Here is a 13747-nt window from a genome sequence, read left to right on the forward strand (position 1 = left end):
GTCAGCCGTGGGTCGGGAAGCCGAGGTCGACACCCGCCCGGTGTCGCGGCCACCGCGCGGTGATCGCCTTGGCCCTGGTGTAGAAGTGCACGCCGTGCGCGCCGTGCACGTGGGTGTCGCCGAACAGCGAGTCCTTCCAGCCGCCGAAGGAGTAGTAGGCCATCGGCACCGGGATGGGCACGTTCACGCCGACCATCCCGACGCTCACCCTCCGCTGGTACTCCCGCGCGGCCAACCCGTCGCCGGTGAAGATGGCCGTGCCGTTGCCGTACGGGTTGGCGTTGACCAGCTCCACCGCCGCCTCGAAGGTCGGCACCCGCACCACGCACAGCACCGGTCCGAAGATCTCGTCGGTGTAGATCGACATGTCGGGGGTGACGTGGTCGAACAGCGTCGGTCCCGCCCAGAAGCCGCTCTCGTGCCCGGCGGGGGCGTACCCGCGCCCGTCCACCACCAGCGTGGCGCCCTCCGTCACACCGGCATCCACATAGGACAGGACACGGTCCCGAGCCTGCGCGGTGACCAGCGGCCCCATCTGCGACTCGGGCTCGGTGCCCGGCCCGGTGCGCAGCGCGCGGGTGCGCTCGGCGATGACCGGCACCAGCGCGTCACCGACGTCGCCGACCGCGACCACCACGGAGATCGCCATGCACCGCTCCCCCGCGCTGCCGTAGCCCGCCGACACCGCGGCGTCCGCGGCGTCGTCGAGGTCGGCTGGGCCGAGATCGGGCAACACCACCATGTGGTTCTTCGCGCCGCCGAGCGCCTGCACCCGCTTGCCGGCCGCGGTGCCGCTGGAGTAGACGTGCCGGGCGATCGGTGTCGAGCCGACGAACGACACCCCCGCCACGTCCGGGTGGTCGAGCAGCGCGTTCACCGCGTCGGCGTCGCCCTGCACGACGTTGAGCACCCCCGGCGGCAACCCCGCCTCGGCGAACAGCTCGGCCAGCCGCACCGAGGGCGAGGGATCGCGATCCGACGGCTTGAGCACGAACGTGTTGCCGCAGGCGATCGCCACCGGGAACATCCACATCGGCACCATCACCGGGAAGTTGAACGGGGTGATCCCGACGGCCACGCCCAACGGCTGGCGCACCGAGTACGCGTCGACGCCCCGGGACACCTGCTCGGAGTGCTCGCCCTTGAGCAGGTGCGGGATCCCGCAGGCGAACTCCACCACCTCCAGGCCGCGGCGCACCTCGCCGGCCGCGTCCGAGAGCACCTTGCCGTGCTCGGCGGTGATCAGCTCGGCCAGCTCGCCGGCGTGCCGCTCGACCAGCTCGCGGAACGCGAAGAGCACCCTGGCCCGGGTGGACAGCGAGCTCTCCGCCCAGTCCGGCGCGGCCTTCACGGCGGAGGCCACCGCGGCGTTCACGTCCGCGGTGTCGGCGAGCGCGACCCTGCGGGCCACCGCGCCGGTGGCGGGCTGGAACACGTCCCCGTGCCGGCCGGACCCGCCGGGATGGCGGGCACCGTCGATCCAGTGCGGCACGATCTCGGTCATCGAACTCTCCTTCTAGGCGCTGCGGGATGTCGGGGAACCGGTGGTGGCCCGTACCACCAGCGAGGGGTGCAGCAGGTGCCGGACCGGCTCGGTGCGCTCGCCGCGGACCCGCTCCAGCACGGCCTCCACCGCGAGCCGGCCCATCTCGACGCGGGGCTGGTCGACCGTGGTGAGCGAGACGTGCCGGAGCGCGGCCAGCGAGGTGTTGTCGTAGCCGACCACCGACACGTCGTCCGGCACGCGCAGCCCCGCCTCCTCCAGCGCGGAGATCGTGCCGATCGCGTTGAAGTCGTTGCCGGCGAACACCGCGGTGGGCAGGTCCGCGAGGTGCTCGGCGAGCAGCTGGCGCACGGCCTTCTCCCCGGCGCTGTCGGTGTGCTCGCTGGGGATCACCATGGGCTCCAGCCCGTGCCGGACCATCGCCGCCCGGTAGCCGCGGCGGCGGGCCGACGCGGCCGCTCCGCCGCCGTCGAAGTGCGCGATCCGCCGGTGGCCGAGCCCGACGAGGTGATCCACCGCGAGCGTGGCGCCGGCCTCGCCGTCGTCGTTGATGGTGTCCACGGTGGGCAGCCGGGAGCCGCGGGAGACCAGCACCACGGGGCACTGCCGGGCCGCCTCCTCGATCGCCGCCGCCGGCAGCACCGGAGAGAGCAGCACCACCCCGGCCGGGCGGAACGACAGCAGGCCGCGCAGCGCGTCCCGCTCGCGGCTCGGCCGCCGGCCGCCGGTGTTGAGGACGACGTGGAACCCCGCGGCGCTGGCGGCGGCGTCGAGCCCCTCGATCACCTCGGCGAAGAACGCGTTGCGCAGGTCGGACACCATCACGCCGAGCACGGTGGACGTCCGGCTGGCCAGCGACCTGGCGAGCACGTGCGGGGAGTAGCCCAGCTCCTCGGCGGCCTTCAGCACGGCCGCCCTGCGCCGCGGGCTCACCTTGGGCGAGTTCCGCATGACCAGCGACACCAACGCGCGGGACACGCCCGCTCGCGCGGCCACGTCCTCCATGGTCGGTCGGACCACCACGCCTCCCGCCGGAAAACCAACCCTTGACACTGCCGTGACGCACGCTACATCCTTGGAGCGCTCTAATCAATAGAGCGCTCCAACACCCGGACTGCCGGACGCGGCGCCACGGCGTGGAGGAGTCACCGCACGACGTGGGAAGAGGGCACCGCATGACCACTCCGTCCACCATCCGCGTCGCCGCCGCCCCGATCTCCTGGGGCGTGTGCGAGGTGCCGGGCTGGGGCCGGGTGCTGGACGCGGCGACCGTGCTCGGCGAGATGGCCGAGCTGGGACTGCGCGCCACCGAGCTCGGCCCGCCGGGCTACCTGCCCCGCGACCCGGCCGCGTTGCGGAGCCTGCTCGGCGACCACGGCCTCGGCCTGGTCGGCGGGTTCCTCGCCGTGCCGCTGCACGAGCGGCCGGCCGACGCGGTGCGGGCCGCGGCCGACTCGGCGGCGCTGCTCGCCGCGTGCGGAGCCGACGTGCTCGTGCTCGCCGCGGCCACCGGACTGGACGGCTACGACGAGCGACCCGCGCTCACCGAGACGCAGTGGCGCACGCTGGTCGACACCGCCGGGGAGGTGGCCGGCACCGCCGCCCGGCACGGCCTGCGCACCGTGCTGCACCCGCACGTGGGCACGCACGTGGAGAACAGCGCCGCGGTGGAGCGCTTCCTCGCCGACTCCGACCTGCCGCTGTGCCTGGACACCGGGCACCTGATGGTCGGCGGCACCGATCCCGTCGACCTCGCCAAGCGCCACCCCGACCGGGTGGCCCACCTGCACCTGAAGGACGTGCGCGCCGACCTAGCCGGCCGGGTGCGCGCGGGCGAGATCGGCTACGCGGCGGCCGTGGCCGAAGGACTCTACGTCCCGCTCGGCGACGGCGACGTCGACATCGAGGCCATGGTCCGGTTCGTGCGCGAGGCCGGCTACACCGGCTGGTACGTGCTCGAGCAGGACGCGGCGCTCGGCCCGGACAGCCCGCTCGACGAGCCCCGCCGCGACACCGCGCGCAGCCTGGACCGGCTGGCGTCCATCGTGGATCGTCTCCAGCAGCAACCCATCGATCAGGAGTGACAATGATGTCCCCGATGTCCCCGATGTCCCCGATGTCCCGATCCCACGGAACCCGATCCGTCCGGGCGGGCCGGATCCTGGCGCTGGCCGCGGCCGGCCTGCTGCTCGCCGCGTGCAGTGGACCCGGCGGCGAGCAGGGCGGCGGGGACGGCGCGCCGCAGCAGCAGCCGTCCCAGGACGGCCCGCTGCGGGTCGCGGTGGTCACCCACGGCACCGCCGGCGACGCCTTCTGGAACGTGGTCAAGAACGGCGCCGAGGCGGCCGGGCGCGAGCTCGACGTCCAGGTCGAGTACAACTCCGACGGCGACCCCGGCAACCAGGCCAAGCTGATCGACAACGCCGTCGCGCAGGGCGTGGGCGGGCTGGTCGTGTCCATGGCGAACCCGGGCGCGCTGCGCACCTCGATCCAGAACGCGGTGAGCGCCGGCATTCCGGTGATCACCATCAACTCCGGTGACCAGCAAAGCGCCGAGTTCGGCGCGCTCACCCACGTCGGACAGAACGAGACGATCGCCGGCGAGGCCGCCGGTAGCAGGTTCGCCGAGTTGGGCAAGACCAAGCTGCTGTGCGTGATCCACGAGGCCGGCAACATCGGCCAGAACCAGCGGTGCGACGGCGCGCGGGAGGGCTTCGGCGGCACCGTGCAGACACTGCAGGTGGACATCAACAACCCCACCGACGTGGAGTCCCGGATCCGTGGCGCGGTACAGACCGACGCCACGATCGACGCGGTGCTGGCGCTGAACTCGCAGGTGGCCACCCGCGCCGTGGCGGCGATCAAGAGCGTCGACTCGAAGGCCGAGGTCGCGACGTTCGACCTCAACTCCGACGTGGTGGCCGCGCTGCAGGCCGGCGAGGTGCTCTTCGCCGTCGACCAGCAGCAGTACCTGCAGGGTTACCTGCCGGTGTCGTTCCTGAGGCTGTACCGGGACAACGCCAACGTCGTCGGTGGCGGCCGGCCGGTGCTGACCGGCCCCGACCTGGTGGAGCAGGGCGAGGTCGATCGGATCGCCGAGTACGTCCAGCGAGGCACCCGATGACCGTCACCGCGTCCCCGCCACAGGTGGACGAGCGGGTGGCCACCCCGCGGCTGTTCGACCGGCTGATCGTCCGCCCGGAGATCGGCGCCCTGCTCGGCGCCGTGGTGGTGTTCGCCTTCTTCTCCGTGGTCACCGAGCAGTTCCTCAGCCCGAGCGGGGTGGCGACCTGGCTGGACGACTCGTCCACCCTGGGCATCATGGCCGTCGGGGTGGCGCTGCTGATGATCGGCGGCGAGTTCGACCTCTCCGCCGGCGTGATGACCGCCTCGACCGCGCTGGTCACCGCCACACTGGCCACCCAGGCCGGCTGGAACGTGTGGCTGGCCCTGCTGGCGTCGCTGGTGTTCGCGATGGGTGTGGGCGCGTTCAACGGCTGGCTGGTGATGCGCACCGGCCTGCACAGCTTCATCGTCACGCTCGGCACGTTCCTCGCGCTGCAGGGCCTCAACCTCGGCGTCACCCGGCTGGTCACCGGCACCGTGCAGGTGTCCGGCATGCGGGCCACCGACGGCTACGAGTCGGCCGGCCTGGTGTTCGCCTCCACGGTGAACGTCGGCGGCACGGCGTTCCAGGTCTCGATCCTGTGGTGGATCGCCTTCGCCGCGCTCGCCGCGCTGGTGCTGGTCCGCACCCGGTTCGGCAACTGGATCTTCGCCGTGGGCGGGGCGCCGCAGAGCGCGCGGGCCGTCGGCGTGCCACTGGTGCGCACGAAGATCATGCTGTTCATGACCACCGCGTTCGCCGCGTGGTTGGTCGGCTCGATCAACGTGCTGCGCTTCGCCGGGGTGCAGGCCAACCAGGGCATCGGGCTCGAGCTGCAGTTCATCGTGGCCGCGGTGGTGGGCGGCTGCCTGCTCACCGGCGGCTTCGGCTCGGCGATCGGCGCCGCGATCGGCGCGCTGATCTTCGGCATGGCTCGGCAGGGCATCGTGTTCGCCCGCTGGGACAGCGACTGGTTCATGCTCTTCCTCGGCGTGATGCTGCTGGCCGCGGTGCTGGTCAACAACACGTTCCGGCGCAGGGCGGAGAGGGTACGGAGATGAGCGAGCCACTGATCGAGGTCACCGGGATCGGCAAGACCTACGGCAGCGTCATCGCGCTGCGCGACGTGTCCACCGTGGTCAGGCCCGGCGAGGTCACCTGCGTGCTGGGCGACAACGGCGCGGGCAAGTCGACGCTGATCAAGATCCTGGCCGGGGTGCACCAGCACGACAGCGGCGAGTTCCGGGTGGAGGGCGAGCCGGTGCGGTTCACCTCGCCGCGGGACGCGCTCGACCGCGGGATCGCCACGGTGTACCAGGATCTGGCCGTGGTTCCGCTGATGAGCGTGTGGCGCAACTTCTTCCTGGGCTCGGAGCCGACCCGCGGGTTCGGCCCGTTCCGGTTGCTGGACCGGCGCAAGGGCCGGACGACGACCAAGCGGGCCCTGGCCGACATGGGCATCGACCTGCGCGATGTCGAGCAGCCGGTGGGCACGCTCTCCGGCGGCGAGCGGCAGTGCGTGGCGATCGCGCGGGCGGTGTACTTCGGCGCGAAGGTGCTCATCCTGGACGAGCCGACCGCGGCGCTGGGCGTCAAGCAGGCCGGGGTGGTGCTGAAGTACGTGGCGCAGGCCCGCGACCGCGGCCTCGGCGTCGTGCTGATCACCCACAACCCGCACCACGCCTACCCGGTGGGCGACCGCTTCCTGCTGCTCAAGCGGGGTGCCGCGCTGGGCGGCTACGAGAAGTCGGAGATCGACCTGCCCGAGCTGACCCGGCAGATGGCCGGCGGCGCCGAGTTGGCGGCGCTGGAGCACGAGTTGCGGTCCATGGAGAGTGCATGACGCTGGAGGCGTTGACGATCGGCAGGGTTGGGGTGGACCTCTACCCCGAGCAGAGCGGCGTGCCGCTGGCCGAGGTGCGCACGTTCGCCAAGTCGCTCGGCGGCACCGCGACCAACGTGGCGGTGGCGGCCGCGCGGCTGGGCCGCCGGACGGCCGTGCTCACCAAGGTGGGCCCGGACGGGTTCGGCGACTACGTGCGCGCGGCGCTGCGGGAGTTCGGGGTGGCGGCCGATCACGTCGGCACCGCCCAGCATCTGCGGACGCCGGTGGTGTTCTGTGCGCTGGACCCCCCGGAGGACCCGCCGCTGCTGTTCTACCGCTCCCCCGTCGCCCCGGACCTCACGCTCACCGCGGACGACGTGCCATGGGAGGTGGTCGAGCAGGTGCCGCTGCTGTGGGTCACCGGCACCGGGGTGAGCACCGAGCCGGCGCGCGGCACGCAGCGGGAGATCCTGCGCCGCCGCAGCCGGCGCGTGCACACCGTGCTCGACCTGGACTACCGGCCGATGTTCTGGCCGGACGTCGCCACCGCCAGGGCGGAGATAGGCGGCATGCTGGAGCACGTGACCGTGGCCGTGGGCAACCGCACCGAGGCCGAGGTGGCGGTCGGCACCGCCGACCCGGACGAGGCCGCGCGCCGGATGCTCGACCGGGGGGTGCAGCTGGCGATCATCAAGAAGGGGGCCGACGGGGTGCTGGTGGCGACACCGGAGGGCGCGTGGACGGTGCCGCCGCGGCCGGTGGAGGTGGTGTGCGGGCTGGGCGCGGGCGACGGCTTCGGCGGCGCGCTCGTGCACGGCCTGCTCGCCGGCTGGGACCCGGTGCGGATCGCCCGCTACGCCAACGCCGCCGGCGCGCTGGTCGCCGGCCGGCTCGCCTGCGCCGACGCCATGCCCACGGCCGCGGAGATCGAGGAGTTGCTGCGCACATGATGTCCGACGCACGCTGGCGGGAGTTGCTGGCCATGCGCGCCACCGATCCCGCCGCCGTGGCTCGCGCCTACGCCGCCCGGCGCCGCCGACCGTCCTTGCTGTCCGGCGACGGCACGCTGTTCCTGGTCGCCGCCGACCATCCGGCGCGCGGCGCGCTCGGGGTGGGCGCCGACCCGCTGGCGATGGCCGATCGCCGCTCGCTGGTCGAGCGGCTGCTGATCGCGCTCGACCATCCGGCGGTGGACGGCCTGCTCGGCACCCCGGACGTGGTGGAGGAGCTGCTGCTGCTCGACGCGTTGCACGACAAGGTGGTGATCGGGTCGATGAACCGCGGCGGGCTGGCCGGCGCGGACTGGGAGATCGACGACCGGTTCACCGGCTACACGGCGCGGGCGATCGCCGAGCGCGGGCTGGACGGCGGCAAGATGCTGCTGCGGCTGGTGGACACCGACCCCGGCACGGTGCCGACGCTGGAGTCCTGCGCGCGGGCGGTGTCGGAGCTGGCCGGGCACGGGCTGATGGCGATGGTGGAGCCGCTGCCGTACGAGCGGCAGCCACACGGTGAGCTGCGGTTGCGCAAGGACGGCGCGGCGCTGGCCAGGGCGGTCACCGTGACGGCGGGGCTCGGCGAGACCTCGGCGCACACCTGGCTCAAGCTGCCCGCGCCGGACGACGACGTGGCGCTGGACGCCACGACGCTGCCGATCGTGGTGCTCGGCGGGATGCCCTCGCCGGACCCGGCGGCCGACCTCGCGTCGTGGGGAAGGGCGCTGCGGCATCCCGCGGTGCGCGGGCTGGTGGTGGGGCGGGCGCTGCTGTACCCGCCGGACGGTGACGTGGGGGCCGCGGTGGACGCGGCGGCGAAGGTTCTGGAGGCTGTCCGTGAGTGATCTGCACTATCCACTGGGGACGTTGGCGGACGGGGACGACCCGGTGCTGCTGACACCCGAGCGGGCCGGCTGGACCTACACCGGGTTGCGGGTGCTGCGGCTGGCGCCGGGCGTGCCGAGGACGGTGTCGACCGGCGAGGTCGAGGCGTTCGTGCTGCCGCTGTCCGGCGGCTGCTCGGTGAGTGTCGACGGCGACCACTTCGTGCTGCGCGGCCGGGACTCGGTGTTCAGCAGGGTCACCGACTTCGCCTACGTGCCGCGGGACGCCGAGGTGGAGCTGTTCGCCGCGGAGGGCGCCGAGGTGGCGCTGCCGATGGCACGGTGCGATCGGCGACTCGCGCCCCGGTACGGCCCGGCCGAGGACGTGCCGGTGGAGGTGCGCGGCGCGGGGCGGGCCACCCGGCAGGTGACCAACTTCGGCGTACCCGGGGTGTGGGAGCACGCCGACAGGCTCAACGCGTGCGAGCTGATCACCCCGGACGGCAACTGGTCGTCCTACCCTCCGCACAAGCACGACGAGGCAGGCGAGTGCGAGGTGGTGAACGAGGAGGTCTACTACTTCCGGATCTCCGGGGAGGGCGGCTTCGGGCTGCACCGGACCTACACCGCCGACGGCGCGCTGGACGAGAACGTGGCCGTGCGCGACGGTGACGTGTTCCTGATCCCGCGGGGCTACCACGGACCGTGTGTCGCGGCGCCCGGGTATCCGATGTATTACCTGAACGTGCTGGCGGGTCCTGCCGAGGAGCGGTCGATGGCGTTCTGCGACGACCCCGCGCACGGCTGGGTGCGGGACACCTGGCGGGAGCAGGAGCAGGATTCGCGCTGCCCGGTGACGAGTGCGGAAGGGGTGTGCCGATGAGACTCACCACGGCGCAGGCGCTGGTGCGCTGGCTGCTCGCGCAGCGGTCGGAGGCGCTCGACGGCCGGGAGGTCCCGCTGTTCCCCGGTGTGTTCGCGATCTTCGGGCACGGCAACGTGCTCGGCCTCGGCAGCGCGCTGGAGGAGCACCGGCACGAGCTGCCGGTGTGGCGGGGCCACACCGAGCAGGGCATGGCGTTGGCGGCCGTGGGGTACGCGAAGGCCACGCACCGGCGCCAGGTCGGCGTGGTGACGTCGTCGATCGGGCCGGGCGCGCTGAACATGGTGACCGCGGCCGGGGTTGCGCACGCGAACCGGCTGCCGGTGTTGCTGCTGCCGGGGGACACGTTCGCCGGGCGCGCTCCGGATCCGGTGCTGCAGCAGGTGGAGCACTTCGGCGACGCGACGGCGACGGTCAACGACGCGTTCCGCGCGGTGAGCCGCTACTTCGACCGGATCACCCGGCCGGAGCAGCTGCTCGCCACGCTGCCGCAGGTGGCCAGGGTGCTCACCGACCCGGCCGACTGCGGTCCGGTCACCCTGGCGCTGCCGCAGGACGTGCAGGCGGAGACGTTCGACTTCCCGGAGGCACTGTTCGAGCCGCGCGTGCACCGGGTGCCGCGGCCGCGGCCGGACCCGAGGGCGCTGGCCGACGCGGCGGCGGTGCTGCGCGGCGCGGAGCGACCGCTGCTGCTGCTCGGCGGCGGGGTGCGCTACGCCGGGGCGGCCGGGCGGGCGCTGCGGTTCGCCGAGGAGCACGGGCTGCCGGTCACCGAGACCACCGCGGGCCGCACGCTGGTACCGCACGACCACCCGCTGCACGCGGGGCCACTGGGGATCACCGGGTCGGCGTCGGCGAACCTGCTGGCCGCGGAGGCCGACGTGGTGCTCGCGGTGGGCACCCGGCTGCAGGACTTCACCACGGCGTCGTGGACGGTGTTCTCCCCGGACGTGCGGCTGGTGACGCTGAACGCGGCGCGGTTCGACGCGGTGAAGCACGGGGCGCTGGCCGTGGTCGGCGACGCCGACGCCGGGTTGGCCGAGCTGACCGAGCTGCTGGAAGGGTGGCGGGCCGGCGCGGAGTGGTCGGACCGGGCGGTGGCGGAGCGGGGCCGGTGGGACGCGCACGTGGACGCGTTGCGCGCGCCGGGCACCGAGCCGGCGACCTATGCGCAGGTGGTCGGGGTGGTCAACGAGCTGTCCCGGCCGGAGGACTACGTGATGACCGCGTCCGGCGGGCTGCCCGGTGAGCTGATCGGCGGCTGGCGGGCCACCGGTGTGTCCACGATGGACGTCGAGTATGGCTTCTCCTGCATGGGCTACGAGGTGGCCGGCGCGTGGGGCGCGGCGATGGCGCGGCCCGAGGGCGTGGTGACGACGCTGCTCGGGGACGGGTCGTACCTGATGCTGAACTCGGAGCTGTTCTCCGCGGCGTTCGCCGGCCACCCGTTCGTGGCGGTGGTGTGCGACAACGACGGGTACGCGGTGATCGCGCGGTTGCAGGAGGGGCAGGGCGCGGCGCCGTTCAACAACCTGTACTCCGACTGCCGGAGCCGGCACGCGGAGCCACCGCGGGTGGACTTCGCCGGGCACGCCCGGTCGCTCGGTTGCGTGGTGTTCGCCGCGAAGACGATCGACGAGCTGGTTGCGGCCTACCGCGAGGCGCGGAAGGCCGCGGTGGAGCGGCGGCGGCCGGCGGTGGTGGTGATCCGCACCCACCCGGCGACGTGGACGGAGGCCGGCGCGTGGTGGGAGGTCGGCGTGCCGGAGACGCTGTCCGGATCCGCCGACGTCGCCGAGCACAAGGCGGCGCAGCTGCGCTACCTCGCGCCGTGAGCGAGCCGGAGGCCCGGGCGGAGGTCGAGCGGCAGCACCGGGTGCTGGAGGGGTGGCTGTCCGGCAGCCTGCCGCGGACGGCGTTCGGCGAGTTCGCCGACGCGCACGAGCCGGAGTTCACGCTCGTCGGCGCCGACGGCGTGGTACTGGGCCGGGAGGAGTTGCTGGCCGCGGTCGAGCGCGGGTACGGCGCCGCACCGGACCTGCGGATCGCGGTGTCGGAGGTGCGGCTGGTGGCGGAGGCGGGGCCGGTGCTGGTGGTGACGTTCCTGGAGCGGCACGAGGGCGCGGGCGGGCGGGCACGCCGGGCCACGGCCGTGCTGGTCAGGGCACCCGGCGGCGGCCTGCGGTGGCGGCACCTGCAGGAGACCTGGGTGGCGGGCCAGCGTTGGAACACGGCCTAGGCGCGCTGGGACCTGTGCGCGAGCATCCGCAGCGCCAGGTGGAGCAGGCCGGCCTGGGCGAGGCCGCCGGCGGCGAGGACGAGCGCGAGGCCGACGCCCTTGATCGGCAGGAGTTGCAGGAGCAGCGACACCGGCAGGGTGACCACGATGAGCCACACGCCGGCCAGGCTCTCGTCGCCGGTGGCGAGCACGACGACGGTGGTGCCGAGGACGAGGACGGTGTAGCCGAGGGGGATGGCGGTCGCGCGGGTCACGCCCCCATCGTGCGGGCCGCGCTCTCGGGGCGCGACTCGAGGAGCCGGCGGATCTCGAGCGCCGCCGCGCGGCCGGCCCGGTTGGCGCCGACCGTGCTCGCCGAGGGGCCGTAGCCGACGAGGTGGAGCCGGGGCTCGGCGACGACGCGGGTGCCGGCCATCGTGATGCCGCCGCCGGGGGCGCGCAGCCGCAGCGGGGCGAGGTGGTCGAGCGCGGCGCGGAAGCCGGTGGCCCAGAGGATGACGTCGGCCGGTCGCTCGGTGCCGTCCGCCCAGACGACGGAGTGCGGAGTGATCCGGGTGAACATGGGCTCGCGGTCGAGCAGGCCGGCGGCGCGGGCGCGGGCGACCTCGGGGGTGAGGGTGAGTCCGGTGACCCGGACCACGCTCTGCGGCGGCAGCCCGGCGCGGACGCGGCGGTCGACCTCGGCGACGGCGGCGCGGCCGTGCTCGGCCGTGAAGGGGCCGTCGACGAAGACGGGTGGGCGGCGGGTCACCCAGGTGGTGCTGGCGGGGTTGCCCCGCGTGGCGATCTCGGTGAGGAGCTGCACCGCGGAGGTCCCGCCCCCGACGACGATCACGTGCTGCCCGGCGAAGCCGGCCGGGCCGGTGTAGTCGGCGGTGTGCAGCTGCCGCCCGGCGAACGTCTCGCGGCCGGGATAGTAGGGCCAGTGGGGGCGGTCCCAGGTACCCGTGGCGTTGACGACCGCCCGGGCGGCCCACGTCTCGGTGGGCGTCTCGACGAGGAGCCGGTCGTCCTGGCCGCGCCGCACGGCGATGACGTCGACCGGGCGGAGCACCGGAAGCTCGAAGGCGCGTTCGTACCGGTCGAAGTACTCGGCCATGACGACGGCCGCCGGCCTGCTGTCGTCGCTCTCGGCCGTGTCGACGCTCGCTCCCCCAGCTGAGTCGAGGGCTGTGCCCGCGGCCGTGCCGCCGGCTGGGTCGAGGGCCATCCCGGGCAGGTCGTGGATGCCGTGCACCTGATCCATTCGCAGCGAGGGCCACCGGTGCTGCCACGCGCCACCCGGGCCCTTGGCATGGTCGAGCACCACGAAGTCAGTGTCGGTTCGGCGCAGGTGGTAGGCGGCCGACAGGCCCGCCTGCCCCGCCCCGATCACCACGACGTCGGTGGTGTGGTCCACCTGTTCCACCACACCCGCTGCAACCACCCCGGCCAGCCCCGGTATTTCCACACCGGCCGGAACAGTGCTCACAACCACCGCCAAGCACGGGGCGCGCGCCGAGTGGCGATCCGCGCAGGAGATGGGCGACCGCGTATCCGGCCGGCCAGGTCGTCGACGGCGAGTCCGGCCCCGCCCAGGAGCACGAGGTCGGCACGCAGGCCGGGTTCGATGCGGCCGCGGTCGTGATCCAGTCGTAGGAGCCGGGCTGCTTCGCTGGTCGCCGCCTTGATCGCGCCCGCATCCCCGAGCACAGCCTTCGCCAGCCGCCACGAGCGGGGGATGTCCGCTATGGTGACGCTGAGTTCTCGGCCATGGGAGAGCGGGCAACAACAACGCCGAACTGGGGCGCTGCCGACGCATGATTATCGCCATCATCCTCTGCGAGATCGCGTTCTGGGTCGCCCTTGCGTCGGGCCTGATCACCCGTTATGTCCTGAAGTGGAAGCGGACCTCCACCGTCCTGCTGGTGTCGACGCCGCTGATCGACGTGGTGCTCATCACCATCACGTTCGTCGACCTGTCCCGGGGTGGCGCGTCCGAGTTCGCGCACGGGCTGTCCGCGTTCTACATCGGCTTCTCGCTCACGCACGGGGCCCGCACGATCAGGTGGGCCGACCGGTGGGCGGCGTACACGTGGGCGGGAGGCCCCAAGCCCCAGAAGCGGCGGCTGTACGGCGACGAGGAACGCCGTTACCAGTGGCGGGAGTTCGCCCGGGTGTGCGTCGCCGCCGGCTCGCCGCGACGATTCTCGTCATCGGCCTGTTCCTGGCCGATCCGGAGAAGACGTTCTGGCTGTACTACTGGCTCGTCGTCGTGGTGTTCTTCGTCCTCACCTGGCTGGCCATCGGCCCGATCAAATCCACGATCAAACCCAAGCAGCCCCCCAAGGAATCCACCCCGGAGACCTCCCGCGGCTGATCCCGTCCGGGG

Annotated in this window: 14 protein-coding genes; 10 read left to right on the plus strand and 4 right to left on the minus strand. The window is 73.4% G+C overall.

Translation table 11 applies throughout. The features are described from left to right. Position 1 precedes the first annotated feature (1 nt). Positions 2 to 1504 carry a CoA-acylating methylmalonate-semialdehyde dehydrogenase gene (locus BM051_RS01690; RefSeq protein WP_092526833.1) on the minus strand — a complete coding sequence of 501 codons (1503 nt, stop codon included), beginning with the start codon at positions 1502 to 1504 and terminating at the stop codon, positions 2 to 4. A gap of 12 nt (positions 1505 to 1516) precedes the next feature. Beyond that, positions 1517 to 2524, minus strand: coding sequence for a LacI family DNA-binding transcriptional regulator (locus tag BM051_RS01695; RefSeq protein WP_092528373.1), 1008 nt, complete (start codon positions 2522 to 2524; stop codon positions 1517 to 1519). Between the two features lie 155 nt (positions 2525 to 2679). On the opposite strand from BM051_RS01695, the gene BM051_RS01700 reads away from it, so the two are divergent. From BM051_RS01700 to BM051_RS01740, 9 genes are read left to right on the plus strand one after another with little or no spacing between them, the layout of a single operon-like run. Beyond that, on the plus strand, positions 2680 to 3588 hold the full coding sequence (locus tag BM051_RS01700) for a sugar phosphate isomerase/epimerase family protein (protein ID WP_092526836.1): 909 nt from the start codon (positions 2680 to 2682) through the stop codon (positions 3586 to 3588). 23 nt (positions 3589 to 3611) lie between these two features. Beyond that, the gene (locus tag BM051_RS01705; protein ID WP_425319709.1) at positions 3612 to 4628 is read left to right on the plus strand and encodes a sugar ABC transporter substrate-binding protein; all 1017 of its coding nucleotides are present in this window, start codon (positions 3612 to 3614) and stop codon (positions 4626 to 4628) included. Next, positions 4625 to 5671, plus strand: coding sequence for an ABC transporter permease (locus tag BM051_RS01710; protein ID WP_092526840.1), 1047 nt, complete (start codon positions 4625 to 4627; stop codon positions 5669 to 5671). The genes BM051_RS01705 and BM051_RS01710 overlap by 4 nt, the downstream gene beginning before the upstream one ends. Next, complete coding sequence (locus BM051_RS01715; protein ID WP_092526843.1) at positions 5668 to 6453, plus strand: ATP-binding cassette domain-containing protein; 786 nt, start codon at positions 5668 to 5670, stop codon at positions 6451 to 6453. The genes BM051_RS01710 and BM051_RS01715 overlap by 4 nt, the downstream gene beginning before the upstream one ends. Next, complete coding sequence (gene iolC / locus BM051_RS01720) at positions 6450 to 7385, plus strand: 5-dehydro-2-deoxygluconokinase (protein ID WP_092526846.1); 936 nt, start codon at positions 6450 to 6452, stop codon at positions 7383 to 7385. Before BM051_RS01715 ends, iolC begins: the two co-directional genes overlap by 4 nt. Continuing rightward, positions 7382 to 8275, plus strand: a complete 894-nt coding sequence (locus BM051_RS01725; protein ID WP_092526849.1) for a Cgl0159 family (beta/alpha)8-fold protein — start codon at positions 7382 to 7384, stop codon at positions 8273 to 8275. Before iolC ends, BM051_RS01725 begins: the two co-directional genes overlap by 4 nt. Continuing rightward, entirely contained in the window at positions 8268 to 9137 is an 870-nt protein-coding gene (gene iolB / locus BM051_RS01730) for a 5-deoxy-glucuronate isomerase (RefSeq protein ID WP_092526852.1), read from the plus strand. The genes BM051_RS01725 and iolB overlap by 8 nt, the downstream gene beginning before the upstream one ends. Further along, entirely contained in the window at positions 9134 to 10972 is a 1839-nt protein-coding gene (gene iolD, locus BM051_RS01735) for a 3D-(3,5/4)-trihydroxycyclohexane-1,2-dione acylhydrolase (decyclizing) (RefSeq protein WP_092528377.1), read from the plus strand. Before iolB ends, iolD begins: the two co-directional genes overlap by 4 nt. Beyond that, on the plus strand, positions 10969 to 11376 hold the full coding sequence (locus BM051_RS01740; protein WP_166677872.1) for a DUF4440 domain-containing protein: 408 nt from the start codon (positions 10969 to 10971) through the stop codon (positions 11374 to 11376). Before iolD ends, BM051_RS01740 begins: the two co-directional genes overlap by 4 nt. On the opposite strand, the gene BM051_RS01745 is transcribed toward BM051_RS01740, so the two are convergent. Together BM051_RS01745 and BM051_RS01750 are read right to left on the minus strand one after the other, a co-directional pair. Next, complete coding sequence (locus BM051_RS01745) at positions 11373 to 11630, minus strand: SCO4225 family membrane protein (RefSeq protein WP_092526858.1); 258 nt, start codon at positions 11628 to 11630, stop codon at positions 11373 to 11375. The genes BM051_RS01740 and BM051_RS01745 overlap by 4 nt on opposite strands. Continuing rightward, positions 11627 to 12784, minus strand: coding sequence for an NAD(P)-binding domain-containing protein (locus BM051_RS01750; RefSeq protein ID WP_134046410.1), 1158 nt, complete (start codon positions 12782 to 12784; stop codon positions 11627 to 11629). The genes BM051_RS01745 and BM051_RS01750 overlap by 4 nt, the downstream gene beginning before the upstream one ends. A gap of 750 nt (positions 12785 to 13534) precedes the next feature. Between BM051_RS01750 and BM051_RS01755 the strand changes: the two genes are divergently transcribed. Next, positions 13535 to 13735 carry a hypothetical protein gene (locus tag BM051_RS01755; protein ID WP_092526861.1) on the plus strand — a complete coding sequence of 67 codons (201 nt, stop codon included), beginning with the start codon at positions 13535 to 13537 and terminating at the stop codon, positions 13733 to 13735. Positions 13736 to 13747: the final 12 nt, after the last annotated feature.

This window comes from Amycolatopsis arida, assembly GCF_900115565.1.
GTDB classification, from domain to species: domain Bacteria; phylum Actinomycetota; class Actinomycetes; order Mycobacteriales; family Pseudonocardiaceae; genus Yuhushiella; species Yuhushiella arida.

What these genes read in the sequence shown, in the direction of transcription:
- BM051_RS01690 (WP_092526833.1), bottom strand. Translation starts at nt 1,504, where the DNA reads ATGACCGAGATCGTGCCGCACTGGATCGACGGTGCCCGCCATCCCGGC.
- BM051_RS01700 (WP_092526836.1), top strand. Translation starts at nt 2,680, where the DNA reads ATGACCACTCCGTCCACCATCCGCGTCGCCGCCGCCCCGATCTCCTGG.
- BM051_RS01705 (WP_425319709.1), top strand. Translation starts at nt 3,612, where the DNA reads ATGTCCCCGATGTCCCGATCCCACGGAACCCGATCCGTCCGGGCGGGC.
- BM051_RS01710 (WP_092526840.1), top strand. Translation starts at nt 4,625, where the DNA reads ATGACCGTCACCGCGTCCCCGCCACAGGTGGACGAGCGGGTGGCCACC.
- BM051_RS01715 (WP_092526843.1), top strand. Translation starts at nt 5,668, where the DNA reads ATGAGCGAGCCACTGATCGAGGTCACCGGGATCGGCAAGACCTACGGC.
- iolC (WP_092526846.1), top strand. Translation starts at nt 6,450, where the DNA reads ATGACGCTGGAGGCGTTGACGATCGGCAGGGTTGGGGTGGACCTCTAC.
- BM051_RS01725 (WP_092526849.1), top strand. Translation starts at nt 7,382, where the DNA reads ATGATGTCCGACGCACGCTGGCGGGAGTTGCTGGCCATGCGCGCCACC.
- iolD (WP_092528377.1), top strand. Translation starts at nt 9,134, where the DNA reads ATGAGACTCACCACGGCGCAGGCGCTGGTGCGCTGGCTGCTCGCGCAG.